17 protein-coding genes are annotated in these 19,134 nt (G+C 42.1%); 13 read left to right on the top strand and 4 right to left on the bottom strand.

The features are described from left to right. Positions 1-193: 193 nt before the first annotated feature. Genes GM182_RS06470 through GM182_RS06435 form a run of 8 tightly spaced genes read left to right on the top strand, consistent with a single transcriptional unit; the run spans position 194 to position 7,862 of the window. Positions 194-1,474, top strand: coding sequence for an MFS transporter (locus GM182_RS06470; protein ID WP_449186291.1), 1,281 nt, complete (start codon positions 194-196; stop codon positions 1,472-1,474). Between the two features lie 15 nt (positions 1,475-1,489). Then, positions 1,490-2,341 carry a TIM barrel protein gene (locus tag GM182_RS06465; protein ID WP_449186290.1) on the top strand — a complete coding sequence of 284 codons (852 nt, stop codon included), beginning with the start codon at positions 1,490-1,492 and terminating at the stop codon, positions 2,339-2,341. Continuing rightward, complete coding sequence (locus GM182_RS06460; RefSeq protein WP_449186289.1) at positions 2,332-3,504, top strand: tRNA sulfurtransferase; 1,173 nt, start codon at positions 2,332-2,334, stop codon at positions 3,502-3,504. Before GM182_RS06465 ends, GM182_RS06460 begins: the two co-directional genes overlap by 10 nt. A 12-nt stretch (positions 3,505-3,516) precedes the next feature. Beyond that, entirely contained in the window at positions 3,517-4,776 is a 1,260-nt protein-coding gene (locus GM182_RS06455; RefSeq protein ID WP_449186288.1) for an alpha-amylase family glycosyl hydrolase, read from the top strand. 12 nt (positions 4,777-4,788) lie between these two features. Next, complete coding sequence (gene nadB / locus GM182_RS06450; RefSeq protein ID WP_449186287.1) at positions 4,789-6,306, top strand: L-aspartate oxidase; 1,518 nt, start codon at positions 4,789-4,791, stop codon at positions 6,304-6,306. 1 nt (position 6,307) lies between these two features. Continuing rightward, positions 6,308-7,156: a carboxylating nicotinate-nucleotide diphosphorylase gene (gene nadC, locus GM182_RS06445; RefSeq protein ID WP_449186286.1), complete on the top strand. Its 849-nt coding sequence runs from the start codon at positions 6,308-6,310 to the stop codon at positions 7,154-7,156. Continuing rightward, positions 7,153-7,515 carry a fluoride efflux transporter CrcB gene (crcB, locus tag GM182_RS06440; RefSeq protein ID WP_449186285.1) on the top strand — a complete coding sequence of 121 codons (363 nt, stop codon included), beginning with the start codon at positions 7,153-7,155 and terminating at the stop codon, positions 7,513-7,515. The genes nadC and crcB overlap by 4 nt, the downstream gene beginning before the upstream one ends. Beyond that, positions 7,512-7,862 (top strand): putative PII-like signaling protein, encoded by a 351-nt coding sequence (locus GM182_RS06435; RefSeq protein ID WP_449186284.1) that lies wholly within the window; start codon positions 7,512-7,514, stop codon positions 7,860-7,862. Before crcB ends, GM182_RS06435 begins: the two co-directional genes overlap by 4 nt. Here GM182_RS06435 and nadA read toward each other — a convergent pair. Next, positions 7,859-8,767: a quinolinate synthase NadA gene (gene nadA, locus GM182_RS06430; RefSeq protein ID WP_449186283.1), complete on the bottom strand. Its 909-nt coding sequence runs from the start codon at positions 8,765-8,767 to the stop codon at positions 7,859-7,861. The genes GM182_RS06435 and nadA overlap by 4 nt on opposite strands. A 3-nt stretch (positions 8,768-8,770) precedes the next feature. Beyond that, the gene (locus tag GM182_RS06425) at positions 8,771-9,358 is read right to left on the bottom strand and encodes a hypothetical protein (RefSeq protein WP_449186282.1); all 588 of its coding nucleotides are present in this window, start codon (positions 9,356-9,358) and stop codon (positions 8,771-8,773) included. 94 nt (positions 9,359-9,452) lie between these two features. Here GM182_RS06425 and plsY point away from each other — a divergent pair, with 94 nt between their 5' ends. Both plsY and GM182_RS06415 read left to right on the top strand, forming a co-directional pair. Beyond that, positions 9,453-10,064, top strand: coding sequence for a glycerol-3-phosphate 1-O-acyltransferase PlsY (plsY, locus tag GM182_RS06420; protein WP_449186281.1), 612 nt, complete (start codon positions 9,453-9,455; stop codon positions 10,062-10,064). A gap of 70 nt (positions 10,065-10,134) precedes the next feature. Further along, a complete protein-coding gene (locus GM182_RS06415; RefSeq protein ID WP_449186280.1) occupies positions 10,135-11,931 on the top strand; it encodes a DUF505 domain-containing protein in 1,797 nt (598 codons plus the stop codon). 162 nt (positions 11,932-12,093) lie between these two features. On the opposite strand, the gene GM182_RS06410 is transcribed toward GM182_RS06415, so the two are convergent. Beyond that, entirely contained in the window at positions 12,094-13,842 is a 1,749-nt protein-coding gene (locus GM182_RS06410; protein WP_449186279.1) for a peptidoglycan D,D-transpeptidase FtsI family protein, read from the bottom strand. After that, positions 13,766-14,254, bottom strand: coding sequence for a hypothetical protein (locus GM182_RS06405; protein ID WP_449186278.1), 489 nt, complete (start codon positions 14,252-14,254; stop codon positions 13,766-13,768). Before GM182_RS06405 ends, GM182_RS06410 begins: the two co-directional genes overlap by 77 nt. A gap of 89 nt (positions 14,255-14,343) precedes the next feature. Here GM182_RS06405 and GM182_RS06400 point away from each other — a divergent pair, with 89 nt between their 5' ends. Genes GM182_RS06400 through GM182_RS06390 form a run of 3 tightly spaced genes read left to right on the top strand, consistent with a single transcriptional unit; the run spans position 14,344 to position 19,117 of the window. Further along, positions 14,344-15,462 carry an ABC transporter substrate-binding protein gene (locus GM182_RS06400; RefSeq protein ID WP_449186277.1) on the top strand — a complete coding sequence of 373 codons (1,119 nt, stop codon included), beginning with the start codon at positions 14,344-14,346 and terminating at the stop codon, positions 15,460-15,462. Further along, a complete protein-coding gene (locus GM182_RS06395) occupies positions 15,426-17,978 on the top strand; it encodes an HD domain-containing phosphohydrolase (RefSeq protein WP_449186276.1) in 2,553 nt (850 codons plus the stop codon). The genes GM182_RS06400 and GM182_RS06395 overlap by 37 nt, the downstream gene beginning before the upstream one ends. A gap of 2 nt (positions 17,979-17,980) precedes the next feature. Beyond that, positions 17,981-19,117, top strand: a complete 1,137-nt coding sequence (locus tag GM182_RS06390; protein ID WP_449186275.1) for an iron-containing alcohol dehydrogenase family protein — start codon at positions 17,981-17,983, stop codon at positions 19,115-19,117. Positions 19,118-19,134: the final 17 nt, after the last annotated feature.

Raw genomic sequence — 19,134 nt, 5'->3', positions numbered from 1 at the left:
CGGCCCAGAGGGTCGTATAGACTCGGAGAGGGTGATTTTCTATTTAACATTATATAGCAAAGACATGCAAATTGCATATATAAATTTGCATTATGTAGTAATTGGTGTGGTGGTGTTTACAATCCCAAGTGCTTTCACATGAAGTGTTATAATTTCTTGACTATTGGCATATTAATGGGAGGTGCGGGGTATTATGAATGAGACATCCACTGGTTATAAAAAATGGCTTGTATGGGGTGTGATGGTAACAGCTTACATGCTTGTTTTCTTCCATCGTTATTCAATGGGTAGCATGGGAGACTTTATTATGAAGGAGTTTGGCACCACTGCCGCTGTGATAGGTATGATTGGTGCCATGTATTCATGGGCTTATATGCTTATGCAACTGCCTGCTGGTATGCTTGCAGATTCTATAGGGCCAAGATATACTGCGGCTACTGGTATGCTTGTGACTTTTCTTGGTTCACTGATATTTGCCTATGCACCTAGTGTGCATGTTGTCATGTTGGGACGATTCATCATCGGTATAGGTGTTAGTGTGATATTTATATCGACGCTGAGGATACAGGCATCATGGTTTTCTCCTACAGAGTTTACCCGTATGTCGGGCCTTACGGTGTTTATGGGAAAAATCGGTGCCCTCATTGCAGAGACACCTCTTGTTATCATGATAGAAAAATATGGCTGGCGGAACACTAGTGTCATTATTGGTGTTACTTCTTTGATTATTGCCATTCTCATCTTCTTGTTTGTTAGAAATACACCACAGGGTGACAAGTATGAACATAGTGATGTCAGTATATGGAAGGGGCTTGTATCAGCCCTGAAGAACAAATATACATGGTTCCCAATGCTTGTGTTCTTTGGTATATATGCCTCATTTATAGCATTTTCGGCCCAGTGGGGTAATAAATTTCTCCAAGATGTCTATCATATATCTAAGACCGCTGCAGCTAATTATGTTATGGCATCGATTGTAGGACACATGCTTGGTGCTGTTACCCATGGTAGCATGTCCGATATGCTACGCAGTAGAAGATGGTATATGGCCACCGTTGTTGGTATATACGCATCTTTGTATCCCATCATGATATGGGGTATAAGGGCCGGTTGGCTTACTGTGGGACTGGCACTTTATATTATGTTCTTCCTTATAGGTTTTACATCTGCCGGTCTGATTATTTCTTATACTGCGTCTAAAGAGGTTAATATGCCAAGATTTTCTGGTATTGCCACTTCTATCGTTAATATGGGTGGTTTCCTTGGTTCTGCTATAGCCCGCCCATGGTTTGGAAAAATTCTAGATGGTTGTGTGCTGAAGGTTGTTGATGGTGTAAAGGTGTATAGTATAGATGGATATATAAAAGGGTTCTGGTTCTTATTCTTCCTTGCCCTCATTGCGTTTGTCGGTGCTTTGCTGACATATGAAACAGGGGCACAGAATAGATATGAGGAGATTATAGCCCGAAAATAGAAAGGAAGTATCTATATGTTGAAAATAAGCACGGCCGGTATCCCCCTATCGGCTCCAGATAGGAGTGTGATAGGGGGACTTGAATATTTAGCATCACTGGGACTTGATGGTATGGAGCTTGAATTTGTTAGGGGTGTATACCTCAAGCCTGCTATGGCTGAAAAGGTTAGGTATACAGCTGAGAAGTTAGGTCTCACATTAACTGTTCATGCTCCGTACTGGATCAACTTTGCTTCTCTTGATGAAGAAAAACGTATTCGGAGTAGGAAGTATCTATTTAACTCAGCATATATTGGTTACCTTGCTGGGGCAACATCTGTTGTCTTTCATCCTGCATGGTATCAAGGAAGGCCATCTGATAAGGTGCTTGATATTGTGTGGCATGAGTTGGAGATGGTTCTTGAAGACTTGGATAGAGAAGGAATACACATAGATATTAGACCAGAGTTAATGGGAAAGACGTCCCAGTTTGGTTCTCTTGATGAGCTTATCAAGCTGTATAAGATGTCTGGTGGTAGGTTGAAACCTTGTATCGACTTTGCCCATCTACAGGCTCGCACCATAGGCAAGGTCAATGGCTATAACGATTGGGATTATGTTCTTACGAAACTGGAGAAAACTATGGGGCCAGAGATACTAAAGGATATGCACATCCACTTTTCCGGTATAGAGTTTGGGGCGAAGGGTGAGATACGACATCTACCGTTTGCCGAGGCTACTATCGATGTTGACGGTTGGCTATCTCTTATGGTAGATAGGGAGATAGAGGGTGTTGTTGTTGTTGAAAGTCCTATCCTTGAAGATGATGCAATGATGCTAAAAAATCGATATGTTGTCCTTGAAAGGGGGATCAGCACTTGGAGATAAAGGTGATGTTCCGCCTTGGTGGTGAAATTGGCATAAAGGCACAGGGTACCCGTGAGCGTATGATAGAGGTTTTGATGAAGAATATCGTAAAGAGAAGTAAGCGTTGGGGTATTCCTGTCAAACCTTACCAGAAGATGGGTAAATGGTGGATAGATGTCTCGTCAGAGCAGATAGACGATATCATACTCCTTCTTCGTACAACCCCCGGTGTTTCTCGTGTATCGAAGGCTCTTGTTGGGAAAGAGGAAGAGTGGAAAGATATGCTTGACAGTTTTGTACCCCAAGAAGGTCCCATAGCTCCATACTTCTTTATTTATAAGACCGATAATGTTGATAAGGCAAGGCAGTACAAGAAGGAGATACTTTCCTATCTTACATCTTTGCAGAAACAAAGGTTTCTTGCGGCAGAATCATACGATGGTCTTGAGCCTTTAGAGGTGTCTCCTGTCAGCATAGGTGCAGAGCTGAAAAATGGTCAGTTTATTATGTGGGATATGAATGGAGAGGCACAGGGTATGCAAGGGCTCCCTATACATGTTGAAGAGGCAAAGGCTGGTGTGCTGTTCTCCGGTGGACCCGATTCTGTGCTGGCAGCACTGCTTCTTATGAGACGTGGGGTTGATGTAGAACTTATTTACATGGACCAAGGTGTAAATGCTATGACTGATCGTGTAAGACATCTGGCCTCTGGTCTTGCCGATGTTTATCCTGAAGGTAAAATCAACCTCATCATTGTGCCTTGGAGGGAATTTCTAACACAGGTAACGAAGGAGTTTAAGAAAAACACATGTATGGTTTGCAAATATAGTATGCTTAAGGTTGCCTCATTTATAGCTAAAAAGCGTGGATACCAGTTTATTGCTATGGGTACTATAGTTGGTGAGCAGGCCAGTCAAACGCCTTATGCTCTTACTTTCACAGAACGTGGGGCTTTTGTGCCAGTAATGCACCCAGTAGCCGGCTATGCCAAAGAAGAGATATTTGACCATCTGGCCCGTTTTGGTATGCGAAAAGCTGTTGAAAAGGCTGCTCCCGGTTGTGAGTTTGTACCGCCCAAGGTTGTTTCCAAACCGCGTATTAGCGTTCATGATCTCAGAAAACTGAAATTTCCGAAGGATTATAAAGTAGAAAAGATAGATGCCCAGAAACTGTGGCAGTTTTAGGGAGGGGTAGATATGTTTGATACATCGTGGACCATATATCAGATGTTTCCAAGGTACTATGGCAGTTTTAGGGCTATGACTGAGGACCTTGAGAGGCTTAAAAATCTCGGTGTCGATGTGCTTTATCTCATGCCCTTTCATCCTACTGGTGAGGAAGACAGAAAAGGTGCATATGGTTCTCCGTATGCCATAAAAGATTACTTTGCCATTGATTCCATGCTTGGCACGGAAAGAGACCTTGCCGTGTTTATCTCAGAGGCACATGCTATGGGATTTAGGGTTATCTACGATGCTGTACTTCATCATACGGCTACAGATAGCAATATTGTTAGAGACCATCCTGAGTGGATTTTAAAAGATGAAGAGGGTAATTTTACCAGGCAAATAGAAGATTGGTGGGATGTCTACGATTATGACTTTGATGTAGGCGATGTTTGGTATTATCTTGCCGATGTTCTTGCCTACTGGAAGAACTTTGGATTTGATGGTTTTAGGGCAGATGTTGCCGGTCTCATACGCACAGATTTCTGGACATTTGTCAAAGACCAAGTAGATCCCGAGGGGAAACTCATATGGCTTTCAGAATCTCCTCAGTATGAACTGTGTCAGGTGTTTGATGCCATATACAACTACGAGCTTTATAAGACCATGTATGCTATATGGACAGGTACTGGCACATACGACAAGATGTATGAAAAGGTATGGATGATGAATGATATCTATTCAGAAAAATGTGTGCTTGTCAATTTCCTTGAAAATCATGATTGGCCACGTGCCGCAGCCATGATAAAGGAGCCAGAGAGACTTCTTCACTGGACAGTGTTTATGTATTTCCTTCCCGGTGTACCTATGATTTCGCAGGGGCAGGAGTATGGAGAGACTGAGAAGATGGATATTTTTTCTTCATATGGCACATGGACAACAAAGGATAGAGATGTGCGATGGTTTAACCTCTTTAAAGGGTTAAATAGACTTCGCCATAGCCTTGGTGTATGGCAGGAAGGAGATGCCGTCCCCTTAAGGGTTGATGCCCCCGATGGTATATTTGCATTGCTTCGTTATAGCGATGAGGAATATCTTCTTGGTATTTTTAACCTCTCAGGTGTATCAGTAGATGGTGTGAGGGTGGAGCTGGGGACACAGTGGGATAGTGGGGTTCAAAAGGCCCGCGATATCCTTTCTGGCAAAGATGTTGAAATCAGAGGTTTAGGTGATGGCTACGCCTATGTTCCTATCGATACTCCAAAGCTCCTATATCTTCCTAAGTTATAAGAAGGTGGTTGTATGCCGTCTGTAAGGGATGTTGTTGTCGTTGGTGCAGGGCTCTCGGGACTTATGGCTGCGTATAGACTGAAGGCTCTTGGTATACCTACAATATGGGTTATTGGTGGTGGAGTAGACCGTTCCAATAGTGTTCTTGCTCAAGGTGGTATTGCCGCAGCCCTATCTCCTGAAGATAGTGTGGATGCTCACTTACAGGATACCGTTATTGCCGGGGACGGACTTGTGGAGGAGGATGTAGCCCGAGGAATTATTTCTGAAGGAGCACAGATTGTCTCACATCTTGTACATCTCGGAGTGCCGTTTGATAAAAATCCTGATGGCACTCTCGATATGACCAGAGAAGGTGCTCACTCTCGGAGGCGTATTCTCCATATCAAAGATGAGACAGGTAAAGGCATGATGCACTATCTTTTCAAGTTTGTATCAGGTGTGGAGAAAGTAAGGGGTAGGCTTGTTGATCTTCTCGTAGAAGATGGCGAAGCATACGGTGTCAGGGTGAAGACAAATGGACACACAGAGGATATATATGCCTCAGCTGTGATACTGGCAACAGGTGGGTATACAGGTATGTATATCCACTCCACAGGTAATGCCGATCAAGATGGGGTGGGTATTGCTCTGGCAGCCCATTATGGGGCTGTGCTTCGAGATACAGAGTTTATACAATTTCACCCTACAGTGTTTTTTGGTGGAGGTAAGGCATTTCTCATCACCGAAGCAGTGAGAGGTGAAGGGGCTATTTTACTTGATAGTAAAGGTGAAAGATTTATGGTAGAAGAGCATCCCATGGCAGAGCTTGCCCCTCGAGATATCGTTGCCCGAGCCATTCATCGGCGTGGTGGTGCATATCTAGATTTTCGTCCCATTCAAGAAAAAGGTATTGATATAGAAGAGAGATTTCCACATATTGTAGAGGTGCTTCGCAAAGAGGGTATAGATCCACTAAGGGAACTTGTGCCTGTATATCCTGCTGCCCATTACTATATTGGTGGTATAAAGGTGGACTGGTGGGGTCAGAGTGATATAAAGAGGCTTATGGTGATAGGGGAGGCAGCCTCAACGGGGCTTCACGGTGCAAACAGGTTGGCATCTAATTCACTGCTTGAGTGTGTGGTTATGGGCTATCGCTCAACATTCAGGGCGTGGTGGTATGCCACCCAAGAACCCCATAGAGAGGTTCCCAAATTTGAATCTAAAGAGTATGAGAATCTCTCTTCCGATGGCCACCTCAAGGGGCAGATGAGTCGTCATGCAGGTATTATCCGTAATGGTTATGGACTGAGAAAGGTTGCCAGAAAACTGCTATCACACATGGAAAATGGTAATCTACCACTTGGTTCTCAACGATGGGCCCAGATCATGCTATCCGGTGCCACTATATGTAGTGGATGGTGGCGTACGGAAAGCAGAGGGGCTCACTACCGTGAAGACTACCCCGAAAAGTGGAAGGAAAAAAAGCATAGCCATATTACACTGAAAGAAATCAGGCAATGTCTTGAGAGAATGGGAGGAGTGTAATATGTTAAATCCTACCTATATAAGAGAGAGTGTGAAGAGATTTCTGTCTGAAGATTTACACTTTGGCGATATCTCTATTCCCGATGTACCGCAGATGAAAATACCCGTTCGTGGTGAGTTTATTGCCAAAGATGAAGGGGTGCTTGCCGGTAGTATCTTTGCCTCCTATTTTTATGATGAGATTGCCCCTGTAGATATACATTGGTATAAGGAAGATGGTGAGAGTTTTCGTATAGGTGATGTACTTGGATATGTAGAGGGTCCAGCCTATGCCCTTTTGATGGTAGAACGCACATATCTTAATCTTCTGCAAAGGCTTAGTGGTATAGCCACTTCTGCCCGCAGGTTTGTTGCATCTTTACCGGAGGGATTTACCCTTCTTGATACACGTAAAACGACTCCGGGGCTTAGATTGTTTGAGAAATATGCCTCATGGGTAGGTGGCAGTGTGAATCACCGGTATACACTTATGGATGCCGTGATGGTAAAAGATAACCATATTATGGTCTTTGGCTCTATTACTGGGGCAGTAGAGGCCGTAAGGAAGACAGCCCCGTATACGGCAAAGATAGAAGTTGAATGTGAAAATGTGGATATGGTGCTTGAGGCAGCTGGACTTGGGGTAGATATCATAATGCTTGACAACATGAATGACGATGATATTGTGAAATCTATTAAGATTATTCGTGATATTTCACCCACCACCGCCATAGAGATATCAGGAGGGATTACTGTCGATAGGGTGAAATCTCTTGCAGAAAAAGGTGTGCTTGGGGTATATGTGTCTTCATCTTCTACTATTACAAAGAGCACATGGCTTGATATCTCGTTTGAGGTGATGAAGGTTTGAAGTACGTTATTGTGTTTATTGGCGGTGGATTTGGGGCATTGTCTCGCTTTATTATTGGTGGTCTTGTACAAAATATGTATGGTGGAGATTTTCCCGTTGGTACATTTGCCGTAAATATTATTGGTTCATTTCTTATAGGTTTTCTCTTTTCCCTTGAAGGGTTTGGTTTTCTATCCTATGAGAGTCGTCTTCTCCTCATGGTTGGCTTCCTTGGAGGATTTACGACATTTTCATCGTTCATGCTTGAGAGTGTCAATCTTATACCATTGCCTCAATTTTGGCTCAATGTCGTGGGACAGGTGGGTGTAGGGCTTATTAGCGTCTATGCCGGTATTATTGTGGGGAGGTGGATTGTATGAAAATAGTAGAGGAAGATGTATTGCTAAGAATATTTATAGGGGATAGTGATAGGTGCAAGAAATGTAATAGATACAAGGGTAAACATATGTATGAAGCTATTGTTCTCAAGGCCAAAGAAATGGGACTTGCCGGTGCTACGGTGCTAAGAGGAATTATGGGTTTTGGAGGTGCTAGTAGGGTTCATACGGTATCTGTGCTGAGACTCTCTGAGGATATGCCTGTTGTTATAGAAATTGTCGATAAGATGGAAAAAATAAAGCCCCTCCTTGAGTGGCTTGATGAGGTGATGGTGGAGGGGCTTATCACCATGGAAAAGGTTATGGTTTATAGATACACCAAAGGCTAACGGGTTAGCTCAAGCATCTTTTCAATACCTGCTCTTGCCCTCTGGGCTATATGCTCTGGTACATGTACTGGATATGTTTCTTCTTTGAGACTTCTTAGTATATCTTCTGCTGTGATGGCTTTCATGTTTCTACATACCATAGGCCGTTTCACAGCGTAAAAATCTTTATCTGGAAAGAGTGTTTTCAGCCTGTATATCATACCCACTTCTGTACCGACAATGAACTCTTTGACCTCCGGATGTTCTTCAACATAGCGAATCATTCCACTTGTGGATGTTACGATATCTGCATATTCCCATACTTCAGGTGGAGTTTCAGCGTGCACCATCACATGTGCCTCAGGGTGTTCCTTTTTTACATCCAGTATATCTTCTGGTTTGAGGTAGTTGTGAACATAGCAAAAACCATCGTAGAAGATAAACTCTTTATCGGGAAAGTGGTTTGCCACCCACCTGCCTAAATTTTTGTCTGGTAGAAATATGATTTTCTTGGTATCTACTTTTTCTATGATTTTTAGTGCACTAGCAGATGTAACAACAACATCACACTCTGCTTTGACCGCTGCTGTTGTATTAATGTAACATGCCACCAGTGCATCTGGATGCTGGGCTTTTAGTTTTCTTACATCTTCAGGTTCTATCATCCATGCCATACCACACCCTGCACTGGGTACAGGGTGAAGTATCGTTTTCTCTGGGGCTAGTATCTTGGCAGTTTCTGCCATAAACCTCACACCGGCAAATATAATCTTTTTCTGCGGTATCTGCGTAATCTGCCGTGCCAGTGCCAGAGAGTCCCCTAAGAAGTCTGCAACATCCTGCACAATGGGTGGTTGATAATTATGGGCCACAATAACGATGTCTTTTTCTTTTTTGAGTTTCAGTATCTCTTCTTTTATCGACACGCTTTATTCCTCCTTTATACTGGCTTCTATGAGTAATTTAATGTAGTATTGCTTTCCATCATTTATCATCGTTTTTAGTTTTTCAAGGTCGATATTCTTGGTAAAGTAGGCCATGGCCTTATCATTTTGTTCTTTGTATAGAAGTTCAAGGGTTTGACTGAGATAATAGGCCACAGATGATAGCTGGGTGCGAAATTCTTTGAGTTTTGCATCAATAGTCTCATTACCACTTTCAACAGAAATAATTTTTAAGGTTAAGCCTGCTACATTGACGGCATGGGTCAGTGTCTCTTGGGCTGTTGTAAAATCTTGCTCTAACATCTGGTCGTGGGCCGTTTTCAGGTCATCGTATAATACCTCTGCAAGGTCATACCCTACAATGGCTTTCTCCTGTACTGTTGTCGTCGCTGTTCTGGTTACTGTTGCTGTGCCTATGGTTTCCTGTACCACCTGTGTTTTTAGCTTCTGATAATAGTTCCACATAAAGAATATGAGGGCAATATTGATAACAAGTATGATGAGCCATACAAGAGGGCTATCCTTTTTCTTTTCTTGTGTTTCTTGGCCATTTGCATTCTCGTTTTCTGCCATCTGTGGTCCCCTCCCTTATCTGTTGTATTTATATTCTACTATGAGGGTGCCTATGTTAGAATGCTAACAGAAAGGAAAGAATGGAGGGGTGTCTGTGGAAACAGGTTGGTGGCTACCTGTTTTGTTTGCCTATTTTTTGGGGGCAATACCATTTGGATATCTTATTGGTAAATATATGTATGGTGTTGATGTGCGGAAAGAAGGTAGCGGAAACACGGGGGCAACCAATGTTTACAGGGTGCTTGGTGCCAAGGCCGGTGGCCTTACGGCTCTTCTGGATATCTCTAAAGGTTTGATTCCCGTTGTTGTTGCCCGTATGTTCTTCAGTGACCCTAAGGTGTGGGCTCTAACAGGTGCAGCTGCTGTTGTTGGGCATATATTTTCTGTCTATTTGAAGTTTAGAGGTGGAAAGGGAATAGCCACTTCATTTGGGGTGGGACTTGGACTTTGTACAGGTTGTGCTCTGTTTGCATTTTTAGTATGGGTTGCTGTGGCCTCAATTACCAACTATGTTTCGTTGGCATCTATGATGGCATTTTTATTTGGCACTTTGTGTGCCTATTTTTACGCCCCTATGCCTGTTACTTTGACATTTCTTTTTATGTTTTTGCTTATAGTATTTGCACATCGCAGCAATGTTGTCAGGCTTATAAATGGAACAGAGCGAAAAACACGTATGCCTTGGCAGAAGAAGAGGGATGTATAAAAACTTTTATTATCTGGTAATCCCTCATGTGGAGGGTGTATCATAAAAATCTTTGGCGGAGGTGAATGGCATGGTTATACTGAAAGATCATGCACTGATGATTCAAAATCTTTATAGAAAGGGCGAAGTAGATGTTAGCTCTTATAGCGATGCCCAGCGTGAAACACTGTGGCAGCTTGAGCTTGCCGGACTTGTCCGTCTAGCTGGTATTGATGAGTATGAACTGACATTTGCAGGTAATATGCTTGCAGAGATTATGGAGAACCTCATTGAGGCAGGTAAACTGCCTAAACCTGAGGAGTGGGAAGACTCCTTTAGGTGGATTGGCAGTGAAGTGATATCCATGATTAGATATAGTCGTCAGGCTCAAAGCAGGGTGAAAGGTAGGGTTGCCGATGAGCTCACAAAGAGAGGGTTTGCCGAAGATGGTAAGTTAACACCAGAGGCAGAGGCACTCTCTGATGTTTACGATGCAAGCCACCCCAGACTGGTTATTACCAAAGAGCTTGCAGAGTATATTAAAGATATGCCACCAGGTCCCGGTGAGAGGGGAAGACTCCCTGTTGGTGGGGATAAGCTTCTTGAGCTTGAGTCTATGAGACTTATCGCATTCTCTGTTCCAACATCTGACATTTATGCCCTTACAGGACTTGGTCAGCAGATTCGCATGGCCCTTAAGAAGGGTGCAGCAACATTTATGGATGTTGTCATCGATGAGAGCATCTTGGAGCTTATTGCCCGTGCTATGAGGGGCGATATGCTTTCTGAATCTGAAAAAGAGATACTCATGATTCGTGGTTTTATGGGTATGAGTGAGGAGATACTTCCAGCCGGTGAGCATCTCTATCTTGCCTATAAGATTTATCGCAAGGGTGTTTACAAGAAGATTCCAACATTCCATGTTGACGACCTTGAGATTAAGCTCATGGATGTTATTGAAACTCTGTGGGAGAAGTTTGAGCAGAATCCTGAGATATTCCCCACAGTAGACCAGATTAAGAAATATGTCAAGGAGAACTGGGAGTTTAAAGAGTATGATGTACCTCTGGCACTGTTTAACCTTGAGGCTTTTGACCTTATTACATCTCGCGAGCACCGCAAGGGTAGTGGTAAATACCTTGTCTATGAGATAACACCTTATGGTAAAGAAGTTATGGAGAATCGTACAGGTAAGGATGTAAACTCCGAGGCAGTTAAGGCCATTACCATTACCCGTCTTGAGTTTGCAGCACCAAATGTAGAGTGGTATAACCTTGCCCGTGAGGAAGGTCTTGTATCTGACGCATATCCTACCAAGGCTGGTTTGATGTTTGCAAGACTGGCAACAGAGGTTCGCAAGAGACCACTGATTACCAAAGTTGAGGCCAAGCTGTTGGGCCGTATACCATTTACAAGAGGCCTCTTTGTAGAAGAAGAGCTTATTCAGCCATATTTCAAGGGCGAAGAGGAAGATGCACGTGTTGGTTTGCAGAAACTCGAGGCTAAGGGGCTTGTCAATCTGCTACCCACAGGTGTTGTTGTTCTCACACAGGCTGGTCAGTACATGAAGAGAGCTCTTTCTGGAACACCAACAGGCTTGGCAACACCTGTTACACCACTTGTTATCAGGTTGCTTGAGGCAGTTAGAGAGGTTGGTTCTCTCTATGTCAAGGAGCACAAGGTGAGAATTAAACCAGAAAACTGGAAGTATGTAGAAAAGGCTGTGGGTGTAGACCCAGATACCTTTAACAAGATACTTGTTCTTGCCCGTGAGGCTAAGTTTATTCTGACAAACAGCCTGTCTGAGGCAGGTCAGTATCTGCTTAAGGCTGTTGATGAGATCAACAAGAAAGAGCACGACTGGGTAGAGGTTCTTGTAGAAGTGTAAAGAAGCATGTAAGCGTTTGATAGAGGGGAGGTGTGAACCTCCCCTTTTTGCTTATCGTTTGAAACAAACTTCATGGTGAAAATATGCGGACACAAAATAGAAGTTGATTATTAGGTTATATCGTGGCTTCTATCGGGTTTCTGTGTATCTAAGAAAAGCATTTTATTTGTTGGGAAGCATACCCTCTCTTGTTGCAATAAATGTGGCTATTTCTCGGAATATGGGGGCTGCTACTTGGGATGCAAAGCGTACACCTTTAGGAAGATGCTCTGGTCTGTATACACTCGTCATAATAATATACTCAGGATTGTCTGCTGGAAACATACCAATAAATGTAAACATACGCTGTTTAGAGGAATATTCTCCATGCATGGCAATTTCTGCTGTTCCTGTTTTTCCTGCAACTTTGATCTCTTTTCCGGAGACAAACACCCTTGCCCTGACAATAGAGTCCTGTACTACTTCGGTTAGTGCCTTCCTAACTGTATCGGCGACCTTTTCCGATATAACCCTCTTGGGGGGCTTGTGCGGGGCAGGTATGTATTTATCTCCAATATACACACCCTCTAGTAGGGTAGGATTATATAATAACCCTCCTGTTGCAATAGGGGTATATGCTCTAAGAAGTTCAATGGGGGTTATGTAGATGCCATATCCAAAGCCCGATACTGCAAGGTAAACATCGCCTTTAGGGGGAAGTATACCGGATACCTCACCGGGAAGCTCTATACCTGTTGGTTTGTCCAGTCCGAAAAGTTTAGCTTCTGATATATAGTTTTCATAGCCTAATTTCAGTGCTATTTGTGCAAACACAACATTTGCCGATAATTTTAGTCCCTTCAGTACTGTTGCATTTTTTCCAGCAGGTATAACAGATTTGATGGTATACTTACCTACCTGAAAGCTACCGGGGTCATCAAAAGTGTCTGTGAGTTTTAATCCGATTTTTTCCATTGCCCACATAAGTGTGAGCGGTTTTAAAACAGAGCCCATCTCGAAACGTCCGCTAATGACGGGATTATAAACGGGCTTTCGGTTTTTATCAAGTCGTGTGGTTGGTCTAATGGCCATGGCTTTAATAGCCCCTGTAGGGGTCATAACAACAATCCACGATGACATGGGCTTGATTTCTTCATCTATCTTATCGAGCAGGGTTTCTGCTTTGTACTGTATACCTAAGTCTATTGTGGTTTTAACGGCTATGTCCGGATTTCTTAGAAGAAAACTCTTATATGGTATGTATTTGGTGCGCAGTATATCATTAAGTGTTAGTTCAAGACCATCTATACCAGTGCCATTTGGTGTGGTGAATCCTATGATAGGAGCTGCTATTGTGTACGATGCAGTGTGATGGGGGTATATGCGTTCTTCTGTGTCGTCTACCCACCAATATTTATAATTGGTATGTTTTACTTTAATAGGCATGTCTGGTGGAATCTTCCCTTTGATAATGTTTGCTACCTCTCTGATAACATTTTCCTTTTTTTCACGGGGAGCAGATGGACTGATAAGTCCTAATCTGTAAGCAATCATTAGGTATTGTCCTTCTGTTGAAGGCTCATTGGGGTTTACCCATAATGTATAGGTGGGAATAGAGTATGCCAGTGGCAGATTGTATTTTCCTCCTTCTATAATAGCCCCTCTAACTCCCTTACCTATGTTGATTCCAAATGGGGAATATAGCTTTAAGAGTGTGGGACTGTAGCCGAAGATAATGGTCATATGAATACTAATGAACATAAGAAACGCTATAAAAAGCAGTATTACAATAACAAGAAAGCCCTGTCCTGCATAACAGGGCTTTCCACCATCAGCTTGTGGTGTACTTCTCGGCTTACTGCTCTGTTCCGTCGGGTTGATCTGTTGAGTGCTTTTCTGATTTCTCAGAAGTTTCCGTCTTTTCTTCCTCATTGTTTTGTGTCAGCCTTTCTATAACAGCTAGTTGTTTATTATACATTTCTCTAAGATTCTTTAGTTCTTCTTCCAGTTCCTGTACCTTCTTTTCTAAATCTTGTTTGGCGTTAATGAGCTGCCTGTTTTCATCTACAAGTTTGTTCTTTTCATATTGGCAATCTGCAAGTTTTTGTGCAAGCCCTGATATAGACCTTTCACTGTGTTTTGAAATGCTTTGTGCAATAAGTATAGTTATCAGTATAAAAACAAGATATAGGGTGGAGAGAATAATTACAATAATCCCCGGTGTTAAGCTAACAGTATATGGTGGTATACCGTAAGTGATTGGTTCCATTCCCATCATGGGTATTGCAGCAATGGCTGTTATGATTAACATTAAGATAACGATTATCATGCTTATTATATTCATATGACCGCCTCCTAGGAGAGTTATTTACTATATTATAAAGCACTAAAAGGTTTTTCAGAGGCATGGATTCATTGTAAAATGTTTACAGCATGGATATGTTGAGAGAGATATTTGAAGAGATAAAAGGACATTGGATTTCATGGCTCATATTTGTCATTGTCTTTGTTGCCATATATGTTTTCTACTACTTCTTTACCCCTGTGTATGTCTATGTCGTGTCATCACCTTATGTTGGCCCTGCCATGATTAATGGTTTTAGCGATGCTTATGAGCGATATTCTCGGAGTATCATGCCTGTGAGGGTTGTTGATTTTACACCTAAAAACACGGAAGCGGATATAGATGCGTTTATCAACCGTATACAGCAGGATATGGCCTATGGTAGAAGAATTGTCGCCATTGTTGGTACGGATATCTCGTCCGAGACCAAATTACTATTGTCGGCAATGACAAGACATGGTATGAAAATACCTGTTATTTCTCAAAGTTCCTCATCTCCAGAGCTGAAAAATCTGTATTATAGATTTTTTAGAATTATCTACAACGACGAGCCTGTTGTTAGTGCTTTTGCCCGCTGGTATACAGAGAGTGGTCCTAATAAACCTGTTATTGTATTGGTGGACTCAGAAAATATTACATGGTCTGGAGAGGTGGCCCGTGTTTTTAAAGAAACAGCCTCTTCTGTTGTTGTCGATGAAGAGGTTGTAAATATGTCTGATCCTGTAAGTGTAAAAAACACGGTAGATGCTATTGTCAATGAATATCGGCTAAATAAAGATGATGTGTATGTGTTTGTAGTTGATTATAAGCTTGCCGATTTGTATAAGACTGTTTTGGCACTTAGTGGTGATTACAGGAATTTTCTTATGACAGATAGTGCTGTTAAATATATGTTTACCCGTTGGTTTCCAGATGGCTTAAATCTTTATGTGTACTATCTTCCTATCAAGCAAGTAGGCATGTTAGATTATGACTATGATCTTTCATATGATGCACTTGCAAGTGTGCTTTCTGTTGTTACTTCAGGGGCTCGTTCTCCCGATGCCGTTGTGAAAGCGCTCTTGAATATGAAATTTTCGGGGAGAACGGGGACGATATCCTTTGTAGAAAGAGATAATGTATATGAAAGAGACTTTAAGACAATTACCATTTTGAAAGCAGAGGGAGAAACATGGCATATAGTTACCAAGCAGAATCTATCGGAATGAAAAGGCGGTTTCTTGCTGTTGTTGTTATATTATTTCTATTGCTGACATTCTATACCATCTTTGTTTATACTCAGTGGCAAAAATACAATGACCACCTCAAAGATAAATATATTACTACAACAAAAGTTCTGCTTGAATCTGTTGAATCTCATATGCTCCGTGATATATCGGTGTTTGCCTCTGTTGTATATGGAGATAAAAATGCAGCTGCTTCCATAAAAGATGTTGGTTACATAGCATATGACAATGGACAATTGTGGTCTACCAATTTAGATGGTATTTCAAAGTATAGTGCCATGGTCATATATCCAAAGATTAAGCGGTATATGGATGATGAACCTGTTAAAGTCATTCCCCGAATGTATTTGACCTATTATGGTATGGTAGTAGGCTTTGTTCCGTCTTGGGATAAAAATAAGCTTATTGTTGTTGTATTTCCAGCTCGTTATCTGGAAAGTAGTGTCTATAGAATTTTGAGTTCTACGATAAATACCGACAAGGTCAATGTCATGCTCTTTACCGCTGAGGGAATGCCTATTGCACTGGGTGAGGTCTTTGATATGTCGGCATTCTTAGTTAAAAAGGATGACGAAAATGTTCTTGTGAGTGGCAATAGGGCTATTTCATATGCCCGCGGTAGATTTTTATCTATGGCACTTGTCTTTGACGAGCAGGTATTTCCCTTTGGACATTTTGTATTGCGGTATTACATTTTCTTTGCCTTAGTTGCGTATATTTTGTATGGAATATACCATTTCTTAGAGTATCGGTACTTTTTACCCCTTGATGATCTCCAACATGTATATACAACCTATGTTAGATCCCAGATGCTTGATAGGACTATCATTACGAAACATCGTAGGCGGAGTTACTCTTACCTATATCCGGCTAATATTATCTATGTTCTCCTTGATAATCTTGCCTATGAACTTGATAAGTTTGCCGGTGTTGAAACTACCCTTTCTGGTATTTACAGTTTGTTTTCGCGGCTTGGCGGGGAATTTGATGAGAATGATACAACCTATCTTAATAAGATTATGGATAGTGTGCGTGATGTTCTTGATGTTGATGCGGTTTTCATGATGGTAAAAGAGGGAGATGCATATCGTATAAAAGCATATGCTGGTGTTGTTCCTTTAGGTGGAACTGCCACTGGCATGAGGGTATATAGCAATTATTGGGACAAATACTTTAGGGGAATGACAGGTACCTATGTGGAGGAAATAAAAAAGGGTGCGAATGTTAAAGATACAATTATGACAGGTGTGAATTTTATATCTACATTTGATAGGGCTATAATCTCAACATTGGGTTTCGGGGATATGATAGAGGGTTTACTGGTGGTTTTGATAAGAGATGAGAGGAGCAAAGATATCAGGCTTCTTGAGGATCTTGTTAGCATTGTTTCATATATGCTTACCGTCCGTATTATGCTCTCTAGGCTGAAGGCCTCTTCTGATGAGATCGTTCTTAATTCTTTACTCGCCCTTCTCAGCGCTCTGGAGGTTAAAGATCCATATACGGCTGGTCATAGTAGTCGAGTAGCTTTATATGGCAAGCTACTTGCCGAGAAGCTCAATCTTTCATCGGAAGACATTGATAAGGTATATAAAGCGGCCTTACTCCACGATATGGGAAAAGAGGGCGTGCCTGATAGGGTCCTTTTGAAACCTGCACCCTTGAGCGATGATGAGTGGGAGTATATGAAAAAACATCCTATTATATCGGCATCTATCATTGAAAAGCTTGGTAGATTTACCGACCTTATTCCCGGTATCCTGCATCACCATACCCGTTATGATGGTATGGGGTATCCCGGTGGCTTAAAGGGAAAAGACCTTCCTCTCATTGCCCGTATTATTGCCGTTGTCGATGCCTATGATGCTATGACAACTGATAGACCATATAGACATGCCTTACCAGAGGATGTGGCGATAAATGAGCTTATTAAGGGTAAGGGTAAGCAGTTTGATCCCGATATTGTCGATGCCTTTATTGAGCTATATAAAGACGGGAAGGTTGCCGAAGTTAAAGAACAGGTGCCTTCACCTCTATCTTTCCGTTCTCCTGAAATTATGGAAAAGGTCTTCCGAACGCTTAATAAATATATGTTTATGATTGTTGATGTCAATGGCATGTTTTATATCAACACTAAGTATGGAAAGCATATTGGCGACAAGATTTTGGATATTGCAGAATCTATGCTCAAAGAGGCATATGGTTCCAGAGCAGATGTGGGACGACTTGATGGTGATCATATTGCCGTGCTATTTGACAAAGACTACCCGTCAAAGGAAGAAATAGAGCGTTTGCTTGCCAAGTTGCGGAGTAAGATCCATGATGTGATACCCTTAAATAGGGATATCTTTAAGATAGCTGTTTTAAGGTATCCAGAAGATTTTACAGATCGTCGTAGTATATTGCATTATGCAAATGTACTATTGTTGCTTGCTAAGACAATGGGCAGACCCATTGTCTTCATGGAAGATATAAAAAGACTGCTTAGGGGGGACTAATGTTGAGACAGTTTATGCATTTTATGCCTACAAAGGTCATATTTGGCGAAAGCACATTTGACATGTTACCAGAGATTGTTAAACCAATGGGAGATTCTGTGTTTGTTATTACCACTAGAAAATCTTTACGTATTGCCGGGTTGCTTGATAAATTGGAAAATATGCTTTCCGAGGCTGATATCCATTATCATATTTATTCGCTTGAAGACAACCATAGGCCATTTGAGGTTATCAATCATATAGCCTCACTTGTTAAAGAGATGAAGGCCGATGTGCTTATGGCTATAGGTGGCGGTAGTGTTATGGATGCAACAAAGGGAGTAGCTGTTGCCGCTGTGAGCAGGCATGGTATTGTTGAAGATTATCTGGGCAAGGGTAAGGTAAAGATGGCACTTCCCATTATTGCTGTCCCAACAACTGCTGGAAGTGGTGGAGAGGTTACCCACTATGCCCAGATATCGGTAAATGGCAAGTGGGATGTCATACACTCTTCGAAGATTGTTCCCAAGGTTGCTGTGGTGGATCCTACTACTACGCTCACCCTTGACTATGAAAATACTGTGTATAGTGGTTTTGAGGCTGTTGCCCATCTTATAGAAGGTTATTTCTCTTGCCATTCTAACCCTATTATCGAGCCACTTGCCCTTAAAGGTATATATCTTGTTCAGAAAAGCTTCGTTCGTGCTGCAGAAAAAGGGAAAGATATAGAGGCCCGCTCAGATATGTCCCTTGCTGCTCTGCTTGGTGGCATTGTTATCAACGATGCCGGCGTAGGCCTTACCCATTTTCTTGGATTTCCTATTTCAGAGGATTTAGATGTACCCCATGGTCTCATTAATGCGCTTCTCCTTCCTCCTGTGCTTGAAAAGAATATAGCCCGTGGTGGTCCACTTATTCACGGTAAAGTGGAGCTTATGAAACTCCGCCTTGGCATGGATATATTAGAATTTATATATAACCTGAGAGATAAATTCAATATGCCCCACAGCCTTGTTGAGTGGGGTGCCGATACCCGTATGGACATAAATGACTGGACCCGTAGAGCCATGCATCGTATAAAGGCATATAAAACCTCTTTACCTTATGTACCCACCGAGGAGGAGGTAAGGGAGATATATCTCAAAGTCTTGAGAGGTTAATGTTTGTTGTGCAAGGT

The organism is Zhurongbacter thermophilus, from assembly GCF_026184435.1.
In the GTDB taxonomy this organism is placed as follows: Bacteria; Coprothermobacterota; Coprothermobacteria; order Coprothermobacterales; family JAADFF01; genus JAADFF01.
The sequence above is the reverse complement of the archived record's forward strand: the minus strand, read 5'-3'. Positions and strand labels throughout refer to the sequence as shown.

Coding starts and splice junctions, on each gene's coding strand:
- GM182_RS06470 (WP_449186291.1), top strand. CDS start 194: ATGAATGAGACATCCACTGGTTATAAAAAATGGCTTGTATGGGGTGTG.
- GM182_RS06465 (WP_449186290.1), top strand. CDS start 1,490: ATGTTGAAAATAAGCACGGCCGGTATCCCCCTATCGGCTCCAGATAGG.
- GM182_RS06455 (WP_449186288.1), top strand. CDS start 3,517: ATGTTTGATACATCGTGGACCATATATCAGATGTTTCCAAGGTACTAT.
- nadB (WP_449186287.1), top strand. CDS start 4,789: ATGCCGTCTGTAAGGGATGTTGTTGTCGTTGGTGCAGGGCTCTCGGGA.
- nadC (WP_449186286.1), top strand. CDS start 6,308: ATGTTAAATCCTACCTATATAAGAGAGAGTGTGAAGAGATTTCTGTCT.
- GM182_RS06435 (WP_449186284.1), top strand. CDS start 7,512: ATGAAAATAGTAGAGGAAGATGTATTGCTAAGAATATTTATAGGGGAT.
- GM182_RS06425 (WP_449186282.1), bottom strand. CDS start 9,358: ATGGCAGAAAACGAGAATGCAAATGGCCAAGAAACACAAGAAAAGAAA.
- GM182_RS06415 (WP_449186280.1), top strand. CDS start 10,135: ATGGTTATACTGAAAGATCATGCACTGATGATTCAAAATCTTTATAGA.
- GM182_RS06410 (WP_449186279.1), bottom strand. CDS start 13,842: ATGAGGAAGAAAAGACGGAAACTTCTGAGAAATCAGAAAAGCACTCAA.
- GM182_RS06405 (WP_449186278.1), bottom strand. CDS start 14,254: ATGAATATAATAAGCATGATAATCGTTATCTTAATGTTAATCATAACA.
- GM182_RS06400 (WP_449186277.1), top strand. CDS start 14,344: ATGGATATGTTGAGAGAGATATTTGAAGAGATAAAAGGACATTGGATT.
- GM182_RS06395 (WP_449186276.1), top strand. CDS start 15,426: ATGGCATATAGTTACCAAGCAGAATCTATCGGAATGAAAAGGCGGTTT.